Source organism: Actinoplanes sp. NPDC000266 (assembly GCF_042899005.1).
GTDB lineage: Bacteria > Actinomycetota > Actinomycetes > Mycobacteriales > Micromonosporaceae > Actinoplanes.
In genome coordinates, this window is record NZ_JBIAZI010000001.1 from 152,923 (window position 1) to 173,265 (window position 20,343).

The window sequence follows — 20,343 nt, forward strand, 5'->3', positions numbered from 1 at the left end:
GCTGCCCGGCCGTGAGGTCTTGCATCTCCTGCGAGCTCAGGCCCGCCCGGGCGACCATCCGGTGACGGACACGGCGGTCTCGAGGTTCACGCCGGCCGGCCCCACGAAGGAGACCTCCGACGTGTTCCCCTTCGCGTAGTCCGCCGCCCGGCGGTAGCCGTCGACCTTCACCTCGTCCGCGAGATCGCGGCTGGCTCTGACGTCCGGCGAACCACAGCCGGCCGCCAGGAGAAGCCCGGCCAGGACAACGGACCCGGCGCCCGTCAGACGTCGCAACGTCACGCGCATCCACAATCCTGCTTCGGTTCGTAGTACTCCTCGTGGAAGTTGATGTAAACCCGGGCCCGCGTCAGCTGAGTCCTGAAGATCTCGTTGTTCTTGCGGCTCTCGTCGCCCATGGGGTACTGCCCGGTCGCCACCAGGTTCATGTTGTCCACCCCGGCCCGGTAACCCATTCTGGCCAGCTCGGTCCGCGTGTAGTCCGAACGATAGTTCTGCTCGTCGGGCAGTGCGTCGCCGAGGTCCTTGAGCCGGTAGGCCATGGCATCGATGTTCAGGATCTTGTCGGACACCAATTCTGTCCACTCGCGGCCGGCTAGCTCGGGGCGCGGTTCCCCCGAGTCGGGTGACACTGTTTTATCGAAGGTGTCCCGGTCGAAGTTCGCGGTGCCGATCGACGCGTCGTTCCCCTGTCCGGGGATTACGGGGTTGCCCGCCTGCATGGCCTGCATCACCCGGCAACCCGTCCAGCCGGCGATCTCCGTGCAACGATGCGCCTCCATCATGTAGTTCGCCAGGAGGAACTCCGGGTCCACGCCGGTCCTCTTGGCCATGTCCATGATGTGCGGCACGTACTGCTCGAAGTCGCCGCCGCCCGAGGCCGGCGGATCCCACGTCGGGCCGCCCCCGCCCCCCACGATGATGGGATAGAAACCGGGGATCTTCTCCTTGGGCTTGACCGGGTCCGAACCGCCGCCGTTGTCCTTCTTTTTCTTCTTCTCGGGGGCCACGTACCCGTTGCATTTGCCGCCGTTGCCCGCGGCGCAGCCCGTCCGGTCACCGTCGACTCGCAAACCGCTCGGGTCCGAGTTGGTGATCGGGTTGTCGCCGGCGTAGGTGTAACCGCCGAGCTGCGCGGGGTCGGTGGTGACCAGCAGCGGGTCGGGGCTGATGAACCGGCCCAGGACGGGGTCGTACTTGCGGGCGCCGACATCGGTGTAGCCGGTGGCCCGGTTCTTCGGCGCGCCGAGGTAACCATGGGTGAGGTCCGGCCACAGGGCCGGGTTGGCGGTGGCCCGGTCCTCGCCGTACGGCTTGAACTGCTGGCGGGACACCTCCTGGGTGGTGGTGTCGATCGCCAGGCTCCCGGTGCCGTGCGGGTCGGAGAACAGGTAGTGGGTGCCGCCGCCCGGAAGGGTCGACCGCACCGCGACCTTGCCCACGCTGCCGTGGGTATAGGTGCGGACCGCGCCGAGCGTGACCGCGGGATTGGCCGCGGTGTCGATGACGATCTCGGTGTCGCCGACGAACAGGCTGGTCCGGCCCGGGTCACGCCGGATCAGCTGGCCGCCGTCGGCGTCGTACAGGTATTTCGTCGTTCCGGCCTTGGCCCCGACCGTGGTGACCTGAGACAGGTGCCCCTCGTTGTCCCACTTCAGCGTCTGGTTGTTCCCGCTGGTCGCGGTCCGCGTGAGCAGGTTGCCGGTGTTGTCGTAGACGAACTTGGTCGGGTCGGCGCCACCTGTGGTCTCGGTCAGGGTATGCGGCTGAGCGCCACCGGTCTTGCCATGGGAGTAACCGGTGATCGCTTCGGCGCCACCGGTCACCGAGTGCTCGGTCGACTTCTCCCGGCTGCCGATCGCGTTGTAGCCGAACGTCTGCCAGTAGGCGCCGGCCCCGGCCGCGAGCTCCGCCGCCGCGGGTTGTTTCACCGTTTCCGCGGGGCAGGCACCGGCCGCGGTCCAGGCGTCGACCAGGCGAGCCAGCGTGTCGTAGCGGTAGCATTGCGCGTCGGTGACGATGTTGCCCGTCTCGGACTGCTTGTTGACGACCGACAGCGGGTTGCCCGCGTCGTCGTACGTGTAGTGGGTTTCGTCGATCATCGGACCGATGCCCTGCGTACGGTGGATCGACCGGGACGCGAGCCGCCGAGTGTGTGCCTCGTAGCCGTAGAGCGCCTGCACCTCGTTCGTGGAGGCGCCCATGGTCAGCCGTGAGGGCTGGCCGAAGTCGGTGTAGACGGTCCCGGAGACGTACAGGTCGATGCCGGACGTCTTGGTCGGCGTGCCGAGCTGGTTGTGCGAGTAGGTGATGGTCTCCCCGGGCAGCGTGCCGACCTGGGGATCCTCCTGCGACGTCTGATATTCGGTGTTCGGGCTGTAGGTGCGCTTCGTCGTGTACGAGACCGGCAGTGGCCGCTCGGCGGACGGCAGCGAGACGGTCTGCCCGAGCGGGTTGCCCAGCACGGTGTACCCGGTGGTGGCGACCGTGTAAGCGCCGGTGACCCCGCTGACGTAGCGACTGGAGGAGGTGAGCTTGCCGATCCGCAGGGTGTCGTAGGTCCACGAGGCGAACTTGAAGTTGCTCGCCGTCTTGTCGACCGCGGTCAGCTTGCGCCCGAGCAGGTCGTAGCTGTAGGTCAGCTGGATGCCGCGGGCGTCCTTCGTGGCGGTGATGTTGCCGGCGTCGTCGTAGCTGCTGTAGCTGGTGCCGGTGTCCGGGTCCTCGTGCACGGTCTTGCGGCCGAGCAGGTCGAAGGTGTCCCGCCACACGGCATTGTCCGGGCCGATGACGGCCGACTGCTGACCGGCCGCGTTGTACTCGTACTTGGTGCTGTTGCCCGCCCCGCCCGTCGCGGTGAAACCGCCGGCCGCGCTGCCGCTCAGCGTGGGCGCGGTGGTGTGCTGCACGAGTTCGGTGAGCTGACCCCGCGCGTTGGTCAGCTTCGTGGTCGCGATCCCCCCGGCCGGCGGGACGACGGTCGTCCTGTCACCGGCATTGGCCGTCCGGGTGTACCAGGTCGCGACGGCTCTGTGGTGCTCCGTGGTCTGGGTGACCTGACCCATCGCGTCGTAGTCGGTGACCGTGGTGGACGGGAACGACACCTGCGACAACTGGTCGGTGAGCAACCGGTCGACCGGGTCGCCGGCCACCGCGTACGAGTTGTTGGTCAGCACGGTCCGGCCGTGCGAGTCGTACTGCGTGTCCGTGACGACGCTGGTGCCGTTCTCACCGGTCGCCTGGGTCTCCAGGGGCCGGAGCATGGCGTCGTGCAGGACCTTGGTCACGCCGTACACCGGTGTCGTACTGGCCGTTTCGTTGTCCAGCAGCTTTTTGGTGGTCACCACGCTCGGGCCGGTCGTGGCCGGCTTGTACGTGTAGATCATGTTGGCGGGCGCACCCGCGGCCTTGCTCTTGTTCGGCAGCCACACCGCGGTCGTACGACCCAGGGCGTCGTACGTGACCGAGGTCAGCTGGCCGGCCTCGTCGGTCGTGGCGATCGGCAGCTGCCGGGCCGGGTCCATCGTGACGGTGGACAGCTGGCAGTCCTTGCTGGACACCGTGACCGTCTCGCAGTTCACGCCCGCCCTGACCGGCTTGATCGTGGTTACCGTGCTGGGCAACGCGCCACTGGCGGGTGTCATCTTGGTGATGACCTTCTGCGCCAGGCTCGTGCCGTCGGGCGCCAGCGAGTCCGGCGTACGCGTCGCCGAGGTGGCCCGGCCATAGCTGTCGTACGTCGTCACGGCCGTGGTCAGGAACGTGCCGGCCGCCGACGCCTTCTGGACGCGGGTGGCGTTTCCTCGCGAGGGCCGAGGCGGGGTGGCCTGCCCGTCACCGTTGTAGCCGAAGTCCAGGCCGTCGAAGGAGGTGCGCTCGTCGGACAGGAGCGTGCCGCCCGGTGTCGCGTTGGCGGCGGTGCAGTCCTGGTCGGTGGTGATCACCTCGGCCGGCAGCACCAGCGGCGCGGTCTTGCCGCCGGGCAATGACATGCTGCTGCTGAGGTAGCGGGTGAAGGTGCACTTGGCGACGTTGCCCACGCGCCCGGTCTCGCCACGGTCGGCGGTCTTGATCGGCTTTCCGGTCGTGCTCCGGCCCGCGGTGGTGTCGTAGAAGGTCGCGGTTTCCGTCCGGCGCCAGCCGTACGACACCTTCTTGCGCACCAGGCTTCGCGCCGTCCCGATCATGGACGACTTCAGCGCCGGTAGGCCCTCCCGGGCCCGCGACGCGGTGGTCACGATGACCGTCGGGACGGTGACGGTGGCCGAATCGATCGTGGCGTCGGCCGCGGCACCGGTATAGGTGACCTGCTCGAAGGTCTGTCCGGTGTACTCGGGCTTGTCGGCCACGGTCACCGCGCCGTCGCTGCTCCGCAGATCGGGAACGTCGCGGGTCTTGCCGTCCGGCATGGTGTCGCCCTCCATGCCCAGGAAGTAGAAGGTCTTGCTCAGCGTCTTCTGGTCGTGAACTTCCTGCTGGTTCGTGTAGTGGAAGACGCTCGGATCACCGGTGCTCACCTCGACCTCGGGATAGCCGCGGAACTGTCCCCACGTCCGGTTCTTCTTCTCGGTCACTTCGTTGTCGTCGTAGTGCCAGCCGGGCTTTCCCTTGTACGCGTACCGGGTGACGATCTTCGGCTGAGAACCGTCCTGCATGTGGTTGCCGGCGTTGTCGTACGTGGTCACCGACGTGACGGGGTGGGTGTAGAACCAGTCCATCAGCGGTTCGGGCTGGTATTCCGGCGCCCAGTAGACCGGGAAGCATCCGGTGGTGTTGGTCGACGCGAAGGCCTGTGCGGCCTTGTCCAACGTCTTGTCCCCCGAAGGGTTCGCCGGCGGCAGGCCGGCGCACGTCGGCGTGGAGTATTCGACGACCGTCTCGGCGCCGGTCTCGGAGATCACCGTGCGGATGCGGTTGTAGTACATCTTGGGCAGGCCGGGCAGCACCCCGACCCGGTTCGCGTATTGGATCGGGTAGAACGACACCGTTCCGCCGGCCTCGTTCGCGGCAGCGCCACCGAGCCTGTCCAGGCCGGTCCGGGTGACCGACTGCAGCCACAGCGTGGGCGCGTGATCGCCGTTGTCCGGCAGGGAGTGGCTCAGGTTGTAGCGGTCGACCTCTTTCACCGCCCCACCCACACGCACCCGCGTGAGGATCGACGTCAGCCTCTTGCGGGACCAGAAACTCGGCGAGTGGTTGGTGCAGTCCTCGCCCGACTTGCAGTTCAGGTCGACCGGCGTGTCCGGCCAGTACTCGGGATGCGAGACGGTGAACTGGTCGTCGTCACAGGTGTTGCCGGCCGGCTGCCCGGGGAAGCACCGCTCTTCGGTGGTGAAGATGATCTGCTCGGGCGCGGGCGCCGAGTAGACCGTCGAGGCAGTCAGGCCGTAGTCGACGCGCTCGAGGGTGGTGGCGCGGTCGTAGGCCACCGCGGTGTCCTTCATGTTCGCGCCGTAGTAACCCACTTCGGGCGCGTTGTAGTAGTAAGCCATCGCGTTGCCGTTGCGGTCGACCACGTAGTCGAGGTTGAACCGGTAGCCCAGCTTGCAGGCCGTGTCGGCGAACGACCCGTCCGGGCAGGTGCTGAACGCCTCGTGGCTCTTGTAGACCGGGACCGTCTGCACCGAGTTGGTCTCCTCGGCGCCGTCCGACCAGCCGGGCAGCCGGTTCAGACCGAAGTAGTACTGCATCCCGTTCTGGGTGACCCGGAAGTACTCCTTGTTCTTCGTACGGTTCGTGGCGTCGAAGAGGTTGTCGATCTGGGTCGTGGAGCTGTCGTTCTGCGGGTGGAACGTCTTGGTCTTGTCGTCGTAGACGACCGTCGTCGACGAGCCGTTCAGCGACAACGTCAGAATCTGACCGGACCAGCACAGGTCACCGGAGTGCTCGGGCGCTCCCGAGTCGTCCAGGTCGTCACAGCTGCGGTAGGTGCGCTCGACGAAGTTCTCTCCCATCGACCAGCCGTCACCGACCCACGACGACTGGCTGTTCGTCCCGACCGTCCGCGCGTCCTGCTTCGCCGAGCTGTAGGCCAGATCGACGCTGGGAGCGAGGTTGCCGATCGCCGGAGGGACGGCGATCGGGTAGCTGTAGGTGAACCCGCCCGTGTTGCCGCTGGTCGACCACGTGCCGCCCGGCGACAAACTGGTCGCGGCGTAGTCACCACTGCCCGACGCCGCGGCGAGCACCGTCACGCCCGAAACACTCACCTCGGCGGAAAGCGGCGTGGTCGGCGCGGTCTTGACCGGAGTCTGCGTCCGGCACTCGGCACGCGAGGGGGTGGTCAGCGCACACGCGGGCAACCGCACCAGCCGCAGCCGGGAGGCGTAGCCGCCGCCGAAGGCGTTCGCGAAGGTCGAGGGGTCCACGTCGACCCGCACCGCGCCGGCGCCGGCCTCGGGAGTGATCGAGAACAGGACGCCCCGTACGCCCGCGGCGGCCGCCGTCTTGGGGTCGGTGGTCTTCAGCTGTACGCGATCCGGCGCGGCGCCCGTCGCTGCGCGGCCGACTTTGATCGGTGACGTCGAGGCGGCGCTCTTGGCCGAGGCCGACAACTCAACCGTCGAGGTCTGCGCCCCCGGCAGCGCCGCGCGCTGCGACGGATCGAACTGGGCGACCTTGGGGCGAGCCCGGATCGTCGCCTGCTTCTTCGCCTCGCCCAGCTTGACCCGCTCGAGCTTCGGCGGCTCGGGCACGCTCGGCCCCGCGAGAGCGGGCTGGCCGGCCACCACATTCGTCAGCGCCGGCGCCGTCAGAACCAGTGCCGCGGCGACGATCGCCCGTCGCCACCGTCCCACACCTTGACCGTTCTTGGACAGCATGATGCCGCAGACCTCCCCCGTGAAGCCGGTCGATCTTGGCCCGGCGGCACATACGTTAAGGGTGAACGCGTCGTTGCTGTCCGCAACGATCTCCTTCGTTACCCAACAGAGATGATCTTAAGTATTTAGATGAGGTTTGAAGTGCGGGCGGCCGGAACGGGGCCGGGAAGTCGTGATTGGACGGTCCCTGTCTGAACCGCTACCTGCTCGATGGGGTCGCGTCGTGAGCGGCCAGCGCGCGCTTCGCCTCCTCCAGCCATCCGCGGTGCTCACGGTTCTGGCTGGGCATCCAGCTCACCGACCCCAGGAGCAGCTCCGTCGCGGCGAGGTCGGCCCGTACCGCCTCGAAGTCACCGAGGGCGACGTTGATCAGCGCCCGCCGGGCCAGGACCCTGAGCCGGTAGGCGCCGGAGTTCGGAAGCGGCTCGGTGGAGGCGAGCCATTCGTCGGCTCGGCGCAACGCCTCCGGCCACCGTCCGGCCTTCATGTCGATCCCGGTGAGGTACGACAGCGCCGCCTGCTTCACCAGCTGGCTGATGTGGACCGGCGGGGCCGTCGCCGGATCGCCGACCACCGCGATGACTTCCTCGAAGACGGGAATCGCGTCGTCGCCCGCGTCGCTGCCGATCAGGGCCATCCCGAGCTGGATCAGCGCGTTCGGGACTCCCTCGATGTCGCACACGGCCCGCAGATCGGCGATCGCCGACCGCGAGAAGCCGATCTGCTCGGAGTGCCGTCCCAGGTTCCACAGCGTCCAGCTGACGTAGTAGTTGGCCCAGCCGATCTGCCGGCGGTCGCCGGAACGGACGGCGAACTCCAGGCCCGAGCGGGCGTGGGTCTCGGCCAGGGCGAAATCCTCGGTGGTCACGTTGTAGACCCAGGCCAGATGCGACTGGTGGATGGCGCGCAGACGATCGTCGCCGAGCCGATCGGCGGACCGGGCCGAGAGGGTGTAGACCTCCTCCCAGCCCGCCCAGCGGATCCAGCTGTCGGCGAACCAGTGCAGCGCTTCGGCCACGTCGATGACTCGCTGATCCTCGCCGGCCTCGGCTGTGGCGTGCAGGGCCGGCAGCCAGTTCTCGGCCTCGGCGCGTAGCCAGGCGGCGGCTTCGGCTGATGAGGTCAGCTCGAGTACTTCGGTGGTGCCGGCTTTGCCGGGGCCGTAGTCCGGCTCGAAGTGCCGTCCGGCCACGATGACCGTGTCGAGCAGCCAGTCGTCGCGGCGGCGGGCCGCGGTCGCCCGGTCGGTGGTGCTTTCTTCGCGGTCGAGGGCGGATGAGGCGTACAGCCGGAGGAGGTCGTGGAATTCGAAGCGGCCGTCCGGGCGCTGTTGGAGCAGGCTGAGGTCGATCAGGTCGTCCAGGGCGTCCTCGGTGGCCAGCAGCGGCTCCTCGACCAGCACGGCCGCTAGTTCGGCGCCGGTGGAGGAGCCTGGTATCAGGGCGAGTCGCCGGAACAGGCGCCGTGTCACCCCGGACAGTTGCTGGTAGGAGAGGTCGAAGGCGGCCTTGATTTGGAGGTCGCCTGCTGAGAGGGCTTCCAGGCGGCGTTCCTGGGCGGTGAGCCGGGCGATCAGGTCGTCGGCGGTCCAGCCGGGCCGGCTGACCAGGCGGTTGCCGGCGATCCGGATGGCGAGGGGGATGTGTACGCACAGGTCGGCGATGCGGCGCAGTTGTTCCTCGGAGGCGCCGGAGCGTTCGACGATGACGCCGAGCAGTGCCGTGGCGTCGCTCTCGGGTAGGGGGTCGAGGCGCAGCCGGTGGACGTCTTCGAGGCCGCTCAGTGAGCGGCGGCTGGTTACCAGGACGACGGCGGGGCCGTGTGGTGGCAGTGCTGGGCGTACTTGGCTTTCGCTGATCGCGTTGTCGAGCACGATGATGAGGCGTTGGCCGCGGATCAGGCTGTGCCACAGGGCGGAGGATTCGTCCACGTCGCGGGGCACGGCCCGTATGTCGGGGTTCACGGCCCGGATGAGGCGGCTCAGCACGGTCAGTGGGGTGAGGGGTTTGGTGTCGAGGCCGCGTAGGTCGACGAAGAGTTGTTCCTCGATCGGCCAGGCCTGTGCGGCTCGGACGGCGAAGGTGGTTTTGCCGACGCCGGCGGTGCCGCTGATCGTCACGACCGGTGCCGGGGATCGGTCGTTCGTCCCGTCGGCCCACGCGGTCACCTGGGTCAGCTCGGCGGCCCGGCCGGTGAAGTCGGCGACCTGGCGTGGTAGCGGGCTGCGGTTGGCCGGCGCCGCCGGTGGGGCGTTGCGACCCTCCCGGGCCGACGTCAGCATCGCCTCGCGGTCGGCCTCGTCGAGATTCAGCCCGTCGGCCAGCGCCTCCACTGTGCGCGGGCGTGGGCGGCGGCTGACGCCGCGTTCCATGTCGCTGATCGACCGGTCGCTGACACCGGACGCCTCGGCCAGTTGCTCGATGGTCAGGTCGGCGGACGCGCGGAACCGCCGCAGAAGCACACCGAACGTGCTCTTCCCGGTCATCAACATCCTCCCCGTTCCCGTGTCGTGATCATCGTTCTACATCCGCTCCATCCGCAGGCCACCGCACATGCCCGACCGCCACGGCGTCGGCGACCACAATTTCATGTCGCACGGAACGGTGATCAGCGCGCTGGCGCCAGGCCGGAGAACGCGCGGGAGACGACCTGCTTGTCGTCGTCAATGTGCTCCAGCCCGTCGAATGCGACCACCTGATCGACTGCAGGACCGCGGGTTGCGGGCGAGAAGCGGTGTCACCAGAGGCGGTCTTCCAGCGCAATCAGTTTTGCATTCCCATGCTGTCCACCCGCGACATATCCGGGGCCCGAAGTCGATCGAGCAAGGACATCGCCGACCAACCTTCGGTGAATGTCGGAAGGCTCGGAACGGGCCCGACAATACGCTGCGGAATACGCTCTTTTGACGATTCGGCCGACCCGGCCGGCCTATCACTCTCCCGCGCAGGGGCCGCGCGACATGCCGTACGGAAATGAGTGTTTTATCCAATTATGGGTATATTTCGGGCGTTCCATCATGCTAAACGGGGAGCGTCATGTCATTTACCCGATCTGCCGCGCCGGGCCGTTCCCGGCCTTTGTTCGCGGCGGCGGTGCTGCTCGCGGGCGCTGTCGTCGCCGTGCTGCCGGCCAGCCCGGCCGCCGCCGTCACCCGGACCCTGGCCTACTTCACCGGCGTGAAGAACGGCCAGGGCACGGTCAGCGTCGTCGACACCACCGACAACAGTGTCATCGGCACCATTCCGGGCGGCGACGGGCCGCTCAACATCGCGATCGCGCCCGACGCGAAGACCGCCTACGTCTCGCAGTGGTCCACGAACCTGCTGTCGAAGATCGACCTGACCACCAACACCGTCGTCAAGACGATCACGGTCGGCAACGGCCCGCGACAGGTCGACTTCGCCAACGACGGGCAGAAGCTGTACGTCGCCAACTCGAACAGCGGCACCGTGTCGGTGATCAACACGGCCACCGACGCGGTCTCCAAGACGATCACCGTTGGGAGCCAGCCGATGGGTGTGTACATCGCGCCGCACGGCTTCGCGTACGTCCCCAACCTGGGCTCCGACACGGTCTCGGTGATCGACACCGTGACCGACGAGGTGATCAAGGCGATCCCCGTCGCGGACCCCTCCTACTCGGCGGTCAAGTTCGACGGCAGCCGTGTCTACGTCACCAGCCTGACCAGCGGGCAGGTGACGATGATCAAGACCTCCACCCTGGAGGTCGAAGGCCAGATCCCCGACGCCACCGACCCCCAGGCGGTGCTGATGAGCGCGGGGGCCCTCTACATCGGGCACGGCAACGGCGGCCTGACGATCATCAATTCCGACAACTCCAAAACCACTCTGGCCAGCCCCGGCTTCCTGCGCGCCGCGTCGACCGCGTCCGGCGGGCGGGTCTACTTCGCCGGTCTCGGTAGCAACTCACGCGTGTTCACCGCCGCGACCAACAGCTTCGCCCCGATCGACACCGGGCTCGACACCACGTTCGGCGTGGCGGTCGCGACCGTCACCACGCCCTGGGCCGACCTGGGTCTCACCATCTCGGCCACCCCGAGCCCGGCCGAGGCCGGCACCAACTACGTCGTCGACGTGCCGGTGACCAACTACGGCCCGGACGCCGCCACCAACCCCGAAGCCACCGTCACCTACACCGGCGCCGCCCGCACCATCGAGCTGGCGTCGACCGGCCTCAACGGCTCCTGCGAGATCATCACCCCGGGTGATGTGCACTGCACCTGGCCCACCCTGGCCGCGAACGCCAAACCCACCATCACCATGTACGTCAAACCCCAGGCCGCCGGGACGATCGAGGCGACCGCCACCGTGAAGGCCACCCCGACCGACCCGGTCCCCGCGAACAACACCGCCAAGGTGACCACCACCGTCAACCCGGCCCCCACGGCCGACCTGACCGTGACCACCACCGACTCGGCCGACCCGGTCGAGGTCGGCACCCCGTACACCTACGAAGCGGTCGTCAAGAACAACGGACCGAACGCCGCCACCGGCGTCAAGGCCATCATCGAGCTGGAAGGCGCCGACCGCGCCATCCAGTCCGCAACCCGCGACGGCGGCACCTGCACCATCAACAGCGCCTCGGTCACCTGCCCGATCGGCGCCCTGGCCAAGGACGCCGACACCACGATCACCGTCACAGTCAAACCCGAGGCCGCCGGTACGATCACCGCGACCACGACCGTCGAAGGCGACCAGGCCGACCCGGCGTCGGCGAACAACACCAGCGCGGCGAGCACCACCGTCAAGGCGCTGCCCTCGGCCGATCTGAGCGTGACCACCACCGAGTCGGCCGACCCGGTCGAGATCGGCACCCCCTACACCTACAAGGCCGTCGTCAAGAACAACGGCCCGGACGCCGCCACCGGCGTCAAGGCCACGATCGCCATCGACGGCGCTGACCGGACGATCCAGTCCGCGACCCGCGACGGGGGCACCTGCGCCATCAACAGCGCCACGGTCACCTGCCCGATCGGCGATCTGGCCGACAACGCCGACACCACCATCACGGTGACGATCAAGCCCGAGGCGGCCGGAACCATCGAGGCCTCCGCCACCGTGGAGGCCGACCAGGCCGACCCGGCCACGGCGAACAACACCAGCAGCGTGAGCACGACCATCAAGGCGCCGCCGGCGGCCGACCTGAGCGTGGTCACCACCGACTCGCCCGACCCGGTCGCTCTGGCCGGCACGTTCGTCTCGACCAGCAAGGTCACCAACCTCGGCCCGGACGCGGCCACCGGTGTCAGCACCACGGTGACCCTGACCGGACCGGCGGCCCTGATCCTCGAGGCGACCAGCAGCCAGGGCGCCTGCACCATCGCCGGCCCGGTCGCGACCTGCACGATCGGCAACCTGGCCAAGAACGCGACGGCCACCATCACGCTGACCGTCGAGCCGCAGGCCACCGGCACCGCCATCGCCACCGCGAAGGTCACCGGCGCCCAGGCCGACCCGGCCGCGGCTAACAACACCGCCGTGCAGAACACGACGGTCAACAACGCCAACGGCTGCACGATCATCGGCACCGCGGGCAACAACTTCCTGGCCGGCGGGGCCGGTATGGACGTGATCTGCCTGCTCGGCGGCAACGACACGGTCAACGCCTTCGGCGGCAACGACATCGTCTACGGCGGCTCGGGCACCGACACCGTGCAGGGTGACACCGGCAACGACACCCTCTACGGCGGGCTCGGCAACGACACGCTGACCGGCGGGCCCGGCACCGACAAGATCGACGGCGGTCCCGGAACCGACATCTGCACGGCCGGCGAGACGTACGTCAACTGCCCGTGACACCCTTGATCGGCCCCGTGTCCAGCACGGGGCCGATCGCCCGCCGTAACCGGTCGATCTGAAAGGCCTGCCGGAGCGGATCGATCAGGTCGCGCTGCGGCCGCCCTCTCCACGTACGCTGCCGCCCCATCCCCACCCACTCCGATCCGCCCGCGGGCTACTGCTGATCAGGATCCCGCCGAGCGTGATGGCACCACCACACGTGTTCAACGGCCCTTGCCGCGGGCGCGGCGACACCACGAAGCGGACCCTCGCCGACGCCGAGGTCGAGCGGCTTCGCACCGCGCGGTCGATGCTGGCGAGGTTGTACCCGTTCTGCACGCAGACGATCGGCCGCGAGCGACTGGGCCTCGGCTGGAGCTCGAGATTCTGCTGTACGGATCGGCGCAGGCTCTCGTGGTTGCGGGCCGGCGGCCAGCCGCCCTTCGCGTCCCGGGCCGCGCCGACCTCGGTCACCAGGTGCAGGGCTTCGGGGTACGGGTGCAGCGCCTCGCGCCGCCCGCGCGGTCAGAACCGGGCGAGGAAGCCTTCGAGATCGCGTTCGCTCTCACGGGTCTGCATGCCGGCGGCGAGCAGCTTGTGCGCGAGCGCGGCCGCTTCGGCACTGAACAGCGGCGTCAGCTGCGCGTTCTCGGTGCCGAGCCCTTCGAGGGTGACGGGAGCCGCCGCCGCGCTCACGGCGATCTTGACCGCAGCGATGATCTCGGGCCGCAGCGCCCCGATGCGCCGCGCCAAGGTGCCGACGAACTCGTCGATATCGTCGGCGGGGAGGGCGCGGTTGACCAGCCCGTACCGCTCGGCCAGCTCGGCGTCGGCGAGCTGAGCGCCGAGAATGAGCTCCAGGGCACGGGCGCGCCCGACGAGTGAGGTCAGGTACTGCGTGCCGCCACCGCCGGGCATGATCCCCAGCTGCACTTCGGGCTGCGCCTGACCGGCCCGGCCGATCGCGGCGAAGCGCATGTCGAGCGCCATGAGGAACTCGTTGCCGCCGCCGCGGGCGAGACCGGTGAGCTTGCCGATCGTGACCTGGGGGAGCGAGCGCACCTCCTCGTGCACGACCTGCATGAGGTTCAGCGACGGCGGAAACGCGGCGTCCGGGTTGGCGGCGATGGTGGCCGCGCCGGCGGCGGCCAAGACCTCGGGCTCGGTGACGAAGCGCATGTCCCCGTGCGCGACGAAGAAGTCGGGGTCGGCGCTCTCGAACACGATGACGCGCACGTCGGCGTCGTCGCGCACCCGGGCGACGAAGCGGCGCAGCGACGGAAGCAGCACGCCGTCGGAGAAGTTCAGCGGCGGATTGTCGATCGTGACAGTGGCGACTCCGTCGGCAACGACGACGTGGAGCGCGGGTAGGTCGTACGTCATGACACTCTCTTTCGTTTGTGAAACTGAGTATCACGTTAGAGGCCGAAGCTCACATCGGCGAGTGAGTTCGATCTCCGTATCCTGGAGGCATGAAGGGTGTGAGCACGCGTGCCATCGGACGGGCCGCGATCCGGGACGAGCTGGCGAGTGTCGCCCTGCCCCGCTTCGTCGAGGCCGGCTTCGACAGCGTCACGTTCGACGACCTGGCCTCCGCGGCGGGCGTCTCGCGCAGCACCTTCTTGCGGTACTTCGGCAGCAAGGAGGACGTCGTTCTGTACGTCTTCGACCCGCTAGGCGACGCCCTGGTCGCGGCCCTGGCCGCCCGGCCCGTCGCGGAGGATGAATGGACGGCGCTGCGGCGTTCGGTCGATCCGTTCGTCGCCCTGCTCGCGCGTGAGCCCGGTGAGGGGCTGGCGTTGATCCGGCTCGTGTGGACCACGCCCGCGCTCTGGGCTCGCCTGCACGAGAAGCAGGCGGGCTGGCGGCCAGCTCTGGTGAACCGGTTGGCGGAGCGCTCCGGCGGTGAGCCCTCGCTGGCCCTGCGGACGCGTGTGGTGGCGGCGCTCGGCTGCGTGATGGTGGCCGTCGACAGCTGGGTCGAAGGGGAGGGGCGGGAGGCTCTCGACGCCCTGACCGACCTCACTTTCGCGGCTCTGGCGCCGTCGTCGGCCGGGGCGGACGTTCGCTGATCAGGCCGGCTGGGGCGGGTGGCTGGTGAGGACCTTCTCCAGCAGGGCGCGCAGCTGGCGCCGCTCAGCGGGGTCGAGGGCGGCGAGCAATTCGTCCTGTACTTCCAGGGCCAGCGCGTTCAGGTCGTTCAAGTAGGTCAGGCCTATTTCGGTGGCGGCCACGATGTTGCGCCGCCGGTCGGCCGGGTCGGTGCGGCGTTCGATGTGGCCGTTGTTCTCCAGGCGCGTGACGATGCCGTTGACGTTGTTGCGGTCGAGGCCCAGGTGGCGGCCCAGGTCGGCCTGGCTGAGCTCGCCGTACTCCTGCAGGGCGGCCAGGACCGCGAAGTCGGAGCGCGCCTCGAGGGGCATCCGGGCGGCGGTGAAGCGGGCGCCGAGGGTCGAGACGCGGCCGGTCTGCCAGCTGGCCAGATTGCGGAGCAGGGCCGGCGGCCCGGATTCGGTCATGACGTCATCCTAGTCACTTTGTTGGTGTCGCCAACGGAACTGCTATACGTTGGTCCTACCAACATTGGTTCGACCAAGGAGTTGTCATGACGCAGGAAAAGACCCGTCGGGTCCTCATTCCCGGTGGAACCGGCGCCGTCGGCGAAGGCGTGGTGCGCGCTCATCTCGCGGCCGGGGCCGTCGTCGTGGTGCCGGCCCGGACCGAGGAGCGCGCGGACGAGTTCCGCACGCTGCTCGGCGATGTGGCGGGCGACCGTCTGCACCTGTTCGCGCACGACTATTCGACCTTCGAGGGCGCCGAGATCCTCGCCGCCACCATGCAGGAGCGGTTCGGCGGCATCGACGACGTGGTGGCCCCGATCGGTGGCTGGTGGGCCGGCAAGCGCCTGTGGGACGTTGACTCGATGGACTGGAACACGGCCTTCACCGGGCTGGCCACGACCCACATGGCGGTTGCCCGGGCCGTCCTGCCGCGGCTGAGCGGCCGCGGCTCGTACGGGATCGTCGTGGGGGAGTCCGCGGTTCATCCGATCCCCGGCAGCGGGCTGGTCAGCATGGAGCAGGCCGCCGTGCTGATGATGCAGCGGGTCCTCGCCGCCGAAGCCGGCGACCGGCAGCGGATCCACGCTCTGGTGCTCGGCCCGGTCCGTACCCGCGTCGTGCCGGGCGAACCGGCCTGGGTCAGCGCCGAGCAGATCGGCGCCGTCACCGTCGCGCTGTCCCGCTCGCCGGGCGAGGCGAGCCGTGAAGTGTCGCTGCGCTCCAGCGCCGAGGCCGAGCAGATCCTGGCGAAGCTCGCATGATCCTCGTGACGACCGCCGGCAAGGTCGGCGCCGAGGCGGCGCGGTTGCTGGCCCAAGAGGGAACACCGGCACGCGTCCTGGTCCGCAACCCGGAGAAGGCCTCAACGTTGGCGCGGGCCGGCGTGGACGTCGTCGCCGGCGACCTGAACGACCGGGACAGCATCGATGCGGCGGTGCGGGACGTCTCGGCCGTGATCCTCGTGAGCCCGGCGATCCCCGCACAGGAGATCGCCGTCATCGACAGCGCCGCCCGCGCCGGCGTCCCCCACGTCGTGAAGGTCACCAGCAAGGCGTCGGCCGACTCGCTCATCGCCCGGCGGCGCGGTCAGGCGGAGATCGAGGCCCGGCTGATCGCCTCGGGGCTCGGCTACACAATGCTGCGGAACAACGCGTACATGCAGAATCTGCTCTTGCTCGGTCCCGCGGTCAGGGCGGCGAGCGGCTTCGGATCGGCCGCGGGCGACGGGCGCATCGGCATGATCGACAGCCGGGACGTCGCGGCCGTCGCCGCGGCCGTCGCCGCCTCGCCCGCGACGCATGCGGGCCGGACGTACTGGCCGACCGGGCCGGCGAGCATCTCCTACGCCGAAGCGGCCGAAGAGCTCTCCCGGGTGCTCGGCCGGACCATCACCTACCGCCCGCTCACCTTCGAGGAGCAGCGGCAGGACATGGTCGACGTCGGGGTTCCCGAGCACATCGCCGCGATGAACGCCCAGGCCATCACCCTGTTCGCTCAAGGCGACTCCGACTGGGTCACCGACGACGTGCCCGCGATCCTGGGCCGGCCGGCGCGGACCTTCCACCGATTCCTGACGGATCACCTCGCGGCGTTCACGTGATGGTGTGAAGCCACCGCGACGCGGTTGCGCCCCGACCGTTTCGCCTCATAAAGGGCCTGGTCGGCCCGTTCGACCAGCATGTCGTCATCGCCGCCGTGCCGGCTGTTGGCGACGCCGATCGAGGCGGTGATCGGCACGGGGCCGGTCGGCAGGAGCACCGGCCGGTCGGCGATCTGCTGCCGGACCCGTTCGGCGATGGCGGCGGCTTCGGCTTCGGTCGTCTGCGGCAACAGGACCACGAACTCCTCGCCACCCCATCGGGCGACCAGGTCGGCCGGGCGCAGAGCGGCCGAGAGGCGCGCCGCGGCCTCGCGGAGCACGACGTCGCCGTGCAGGTGCCCGTACGTGTCGTTGATGGTCTTGAAATGGTCGAGGTCGACGACGAACAGGCCGGCCGGATGCAGCGCGCCGCCGGCCTGCAGGCCGGCCAGCTTCTCCGTGAAGTGCCGCCGGTTGTGCAGGCCGGTGAGGCTGTCGGTCACGGCCAGGCGCTGCTGTTCCCTTACGGCCTGGCGCAGTTGCTCGGCCAGGGCCGCACGATCGGCCGCGAACAGGTGCTGGCGGAAGAGCACGCCGATGAAGAGCGCGCCGCTGATGACCAGGGTGGCGGTGTCGACGTTGCCGGTACGGGCCTTCTGCGAGGCCAGCAGGGTGAACACCACCGCGCTGGCCATCAGGACCGGCGTGAGCGTCAGCCCGTGGTCGAAGGAGCGGGGCTCGGCGGGCGGCTCGGGCTGGCGGATCGCGACGATCGCCGCGACGAAGTTGCACGCGATGGCCACCGTGAAAGCGACGTCGAGCCAGCCTCCGCTCTCGTACTCGGCGTTGATGCTGACGTACGTGTACGCGAGATCGCAGAGCGCGTTGAGACCACAGGCCAGCCCGACCAGGCGTACGGCCAAAGGAATGCGGGTGTGACCGCCGGCGCCGATGATCAGCACACAGCAGATCATCGCGGTGTCGAGCACCGGATAGGCGAGGCTGATCCAGTCGGCGAGGCCGAGGTCGGGCGACAGCTGGGGCTGGATCACGGTGTGCCAGGCGGCCGCGCCCACGCCGAGCAGGATGATCGCGGTGTCGACCAAGCCGCGCAGCCGCCGGAGCACGCTGGCGCCGCCGAACCCGACCAGAACGGCGACCAGCGTCACCGCCGATGACGTCAGATAGCCGAAATCCGCGGCCACCGGCTGGGGCGCGTCGCTGCCGGACAGATAGTCGTAGCCGGCCCACACGCATTCGCCCAGCAATTGGGCGGTGAAGGCAACCGTCAGCAGAGACCAGAAAGTACGGTGCCGCCCCGTGAGCCGACGCGCGGCGATCAGGGCGGCACAGACACCGGCCGCGATGGGCACGAGGTAGACGATGTCGCCGACGAACAGGCGCCCGGCTTCCGAGTGCCGCGTCGCGGCGAGCAGGGCGACGTATCCGGCCAGCCAGAGGAGGGTCGAAATCACCCAACGGCGGCACGTACGGTCGTGGAAAGCGCGGGACATCGCATGCCTGATCGGGCGGGGAGCCCCGAACCTGAGCGGTCAGCCGGCCGGTGAACTCCAGAAGGCGTCCCAAACGGCCTCCTCGGTGACGGCCTCCCAGTGCTCGGCGAGCCGGCCGGGCCCGCCGATCGGGGCGTGCCCGGCGGTGTGGGCGACGAACGGCTCGGTGATCGCCTCGTCCAGCGGGGCGGGGCCTTGGCCGCTCAGCGTCGGGCTGTAGACGCGCTCGAACAGCTTCGCGTGCGGGTCGGTGGACAGCATGGTTCAGCTCCAGGGCTTCTCGGGTCAGCGATGATCCAGCGTTGACGTGGAAGCGCCTGAGAACTTCCGCGGCGGCTTCATTCCGGCGCGGGAACTGCCGTCGGCTCGCGGGTTTCCCGGGCGATCATGGTGACGAGGGTGTCGATGAGCTCGTCGGCCGAGGTGCGCCACTTGTCGGTCTCGAACTGGCCGGTGAGCTCCAGGTTGGCGATGCCGTCGGCGCCGGCGAGCAGCAATGCCGCGTACCGCCGGGCGTCCTGTTCGCCGGCCATCTCGGCGACGATCGCCAGGGACTCATCCTGGGAGCGCTGAGCCGCCCGGGCCAGCGCGGTCGGATCGCCGGGCGGCCGGCTGAACATCAAGCGGTAGAGATGCGGCTGGCGGCGGGCCACGTCGATGAAGGCGCTCAGCAGCGCGCGCAGCTTCTCCACCGGGGCCAGGCTCGCATCGGTACGGACGGCGCTGACCCGATCGCCGAGCTCGTCCCACGATCGAGTGCCGACCGCGACGAGCAGGCTCTCCTTGTCGGCGAAGTGCCGGTAGGGGGCGCCGCGGGTGACGCCGGCCCGCGCGCCCACCGCTCGCAGGGTGACGGCCTCGAGCCCGCCGTGGTCAAGCAGCTCGGCCGCCGCGTCGAGCAGGGCCTGACGGGTCGCGGCGGCGGTCTCCGCACGGATCATGACGGCATCCTATCCGCCGGCCTCCGCCGTGATGACAGCGTCATCCGAATGGGTTGACGCTGTCATCTCAGCGCCCTACTCTTTGAGGTGACAGCGTCATCTGACTTCGTTCCCCGGAGGAACCATGAACATCTTTCTCACCGGCGGCTCCGGCTTCGCCGGAGGCGCGATCCTGCGCCGGCTGGTCGCGGAGGGGCACACCGTGCACGCTCTCGCCAGGTCCGACGAGGCGGCCGGGGCGATCGGCGCCGCCGGAGGGCTCCCGGTCCGCGGCGATCTGTCCGACCTGACCGGGGCCGGCCGCCGGCCGGTGTGGCTCGGTGCTCTCGACCGGGCCGACGCCGTGGTGCACGCGGCCGCCTTCATGGAGTTCTGGGGCTCCGACCAGGTGTTCGTCGATCGCAACCTGGTGCCCACCCGCGCCCTGTACGAGGCCGCGGTGACCGCTGGGGTCCGGCGGTTCGTGCTGGTGTCGGCGGCCAGCGTCTCCACCGGCAGCAATCACGACGACGTCGTGGACGAGGACACGGATCCCGGCCGGCCGAACATCGCGTACAGTCGGGTCAAGCTCCGCACCGAGCGGGAGTTGCTCTCGATGCCGCGCGGCCGGACGGCTCTGGTGATCATCCGGCCGCCCTTCATCTGGGGGCAGGGCATGACCCACACCCTTCAAGGGTTCATCACGGCTGTCGAGTCCGGCCGGTTCTCGTGGATCGACGGTGGCAAGCACCGGGTCGACTTCGTGCACGCGGACAACCTCGCCCAGGCCGCCGCCCTGGCGTTGACCCGGGGCGAGCACGGCCTGATCTGCTACGTCACCGACGACAGCCCCCGGCCCGTACGGGAATTCCTCACCCCGCTGCTCGCCACCCGCGGCATCGACGTGAGCGGCGCCAACAGTGTTCCGCGAGCGGTCGCCTCGCCCCTGGCCACGATGATGGAGACCGTGGCCAAGGCCCGCCGCAGCGCCACCGCGCCGCCGCTGACCCAGTGGATGATCTCGTTCGTCGGCCGCGACCGCGTCTACGACATCACCCGCGCCCGGACGCGGCTGGGCTACAAGCCGGAGGTCACCGTGGAGGACGGTCTCCGCCGGATGGCCGAGGCGCGGAGCTGAGCCACCGGATGA

Annotated in this window: 13 protein-coding genes; 5 read left to right on the plus strand and 8 right to left on the minus strand. The window is 69.3% G+C overall.

The window, feature by feature from the left end:
• Positions 1–36: 36 nt before the first annotated feature.
• The 3 genes from ACFY36_RS00720 to ACFY36_RS00730 form a co-directional block, all read right to left on the minus strand.
• Positions 37–282, minus strand: a complete 246-nt coding sequence (locus ACFY36_RS00720; RefSeq protein ID WP_499743764.1) for a hypothetical protein — start codon at positions 280–282, stop codon at positions 37–39.
• Positions 279–6,797: an RHS repeat domain-containing protein gene (locus tag ACFY36_RS00725; protein ID WP_499743765.1), complete on the minus strand. Its 6,519-nt coding sequence runs from the start codon at positions 6,795–6,797 to the stop codon at positions 279–281. Before ACFY36_RS00725 ends, ACFY36_RS00720 begins: the two co-directional genes overlap by 4 nt.
• A gap of 223 nt (positions 6,798–7,020) precedes the next feature.
• Positions 7,021–9,306 carry a helix-turn-helix domain-containing protein gene (locus ACFY36_RS00730; protein ID WP_499743766.1) on the minus strand — a complete coding sequence of 762 codons (2,286 nt, stop codon included), beginning with the start codon at positions 9,304–9,306 and terminating at the stop codon, positions 7,021–7,023.
• Between the two features lie 550 nt (positions 9,307–9,856).
• Between ACFY36_RS00730 and ACFY36_RS00735 the strand changes: the two genes are divergently transcribed.
• Positions 9,857–12,637 (plus strand): CARDB domain-containing protein, encoded by a 2,781-nt coding sequence (locus ACFY36_RS00735; protein WP_499743767.1) that lies wholly within the window; start codon positions 9,857–9,859, stop codon positions 12,635–12,637.
• Between the two features lie 507 nt (positions 12,638–13,144).
• Here ACFY36_RS00735 and ACFY36_RS00740 read toward each other — a convergent pair.
• Positions 13,145–14,002: an enoyl-CoA hydratase/isomerase family protein gene (locus ACFY36_RS00740; RefSeq protein WP_499743768.1), complete on the minus strand. Its 858-nt coding sequence runs from the start codon at positions 14,000–14,002 to the stop codon at positions 13,145–13,147.
• An 89-nt stretch (positions 14,003–14,091) separates the two neighbouring features.
• On the opposite strand from ACFY36_RS00740, the gene ACFY36_RS00745 reads away from it, so the two are divergent.
• On the plus strand, positions 14,092–14,691 hold the full coding sequence (locus ACFY36_RS00745; protein WP_499743769.1) for a TetR family transcriptional regulator: 600 nt from the start codon (positions 14,092–14,094) through the stop codon (positions 14,689–14,691).
• On the opposite strand, the gene ACFY36_RS00750 is transcribed toward ACFY36_RS00745, so the two are convergent.
• On the minus strand, positions 14,692–15,138 hold the full coding sequence (locus ACFY36_RS00750) for a MarR family winged helix-turn-helix transcriptional regulator (protein ID WP_499743770.1): 447 nt from the start codon (positions 15,136–15,138) through the stop codon (positions 14,692–14,694).
• A gap of 86 nt (positions 15,139–15,224) precedes the next feature.
• Between ACFY36_RS00750 and ACFY36_RS00755 the strand changes: the two genes are divergently transcribed.
• Together ACFY36_RS00755 and ACFY36_RS00760 are read left to right on the plus strand one after the other, a co-directional pair.
• Entirely contained in the window at positions 15,225–15,941 is a 717-nt protein-coding gene (locus ACFY36_RS00755) for an SDR family oxidoreductase (protein WP_499743771.1), read from the plus strand.
• The gene (locus tag ACFY36_RS00760) at positions 15,938–16,780 is read left to right on the plus strand and encodes an NmrA family NAD(P)-binding protein (RefSeq protein WP_499743772.1); all 843 of its coding nucleotides are present in this window, start codon (positions 15,938–15,940) and stop codon (positions 16,778–16,780) included. The genes ACFY36_RS00755 and ACFY36_RS00760 overlap by 4 nt, the downstream gene beginning before the upstream one ends.
• On the opposite strand, the gene ACFY36_RS00765 is transcribed toward ACFY36_RS00760, so the two are convergent.
• From ACFY36_RS00765 to ACFY36_RS00775, 3 genes are all read right to left on the minus strand, one after another.
• Positions 16,759–18,234, minus strand: a complete 1,476-nt coding sequence (locus ACFY36_RS00765) for a GGDEF domain-containing protein (protein ID WP_499743773.1) — start codon at positions 18,232–18,234, stop codon at positions 16,759–16,761. The genes ACFY36_RS00760 and ACFY36_RS00765 overlap by 22 nt on opposite strands.
• A 78-nt stretch (positions 18,235–18,312) precedes the next feature.
• Complete coding sequence (locus tag ACFY36_RS00770; protein ID WP_499743774.1) at positions 18,313–18,534, minus strand: hypothetical protein; 222 nt, start codon at positions 18,532–18,534, stop codon at positions 18,313–18,315.
• Positions 18,535–18,611: 77 nt separating this feature from the next.
• On the minus strand, positions 18,612–19,214 hold the full coding sequence (locus ACFY36_RS00775; protein WP_499743775.1) for a TetR/AcrR family transcriptional regulator: 603 nt from the start codon (positions 19,212–19,214) through the stop codon (positions 18,612–18,614).
• 124 nt (positions 19,215–19,338) lie between these two features.
• Here ACFY36_RS00775 and ACFY36_RS00780 point away from each other — a divergent pair, with 124 nt between their 5' ends.
• Complete coding sequence (locus ACFY36_RS00780; protein ID WP_499743776.1) at positions 19,339–20,331, plus strand: NAD-dependent epimerase/dehydratase family protein; 993 nt, start codon at positions 19,339–19,341, stop codon at positions 20,329–20,331.
• The last annotated feature ends 12 nt before the right edge of the window (positions 20,332–20,343 follow it).

What these genes read in the sequence shown, in the direction of transcription:
- ACFY36_RS00730 (WP_499743766.1), bottom strand. Translation starts at nt 9,306, where the DNA reads ATGACCGGGAAGAGCACGTTCGGTGTGCTTCTGCGGCGGTTCCGCGCG.
- ACFY36_RS00735 (WP_499743767.1), top strand. Translation starts at nt 9,857, where the DNA reads ATGTCATTTACCCGATCTGCCGCGCCGGGCCGTTCCCGGCCTTTGTTC.
- ACFY36_RS00740 (WP_499743768.1), bottom strand. Translation starts at nt 14,002, where the DNA reads ATGACGTACGACCTACCCGCGCTCCACGTCGTCGTTGCCGACGGAGTC.
- ACFY36_RS00745 (WP_499743769.1), top strand. Translation starts at nt 14,092, where the DNA reads ATGAAGGGTGTGAGCACGCGTGCCATCGGACGGGCCGCGATCCGGGAC.
- ACFY36_RS00750 (WP_499743770.1), bottom strand. Translation starts at nt 15,138, where the DNA reads ATGACCGAATCCGGGCCGCCGGCCCTGCTCCGCAATCTGGCCAGCTGG.
- ACFY36_RS00755 (WP_499743771.1), top strand. Translation starts at nt 15,225, where the DNA reads ATGACGCAGGAAAAGACCCGTCGGGTCCTCATTCCCGGTGGAACCGGC.
- ACFY36_RS00760 (WP_499743772.1), top strand. Translation starts at nt 15,938, where the DNA reads ATGATCCTCGTGACGACCGCCGGCAAGGTCGGCGCCGAGGCGGCGCGG.
- ACFY36_RS00770 (WP_499743774.1), bottom strand. Translation starts at nt 18,534, where the DNA reads ATGCTGTCCACCGACCCGCACGCGAAGCTGTTCGAGCGCGTCTACAGC.
- ACFY36_RS00775 (WP_499743775.1), bottom strand. Translation starts at nt 19,214, where the DNA reads ATGATCCGTGCGGAGACCGCCGCCGCGACCCGTCAGGCCCTGCTCGAC.
- ACFY36_RS00780 (WP_499743776.1), top strand. Translation starts at nt 19,339, where the DNA reads ATGAACATCTTTCTCACCGGCGGCTCCGGCTTCGCCGGAGGCGCGATC.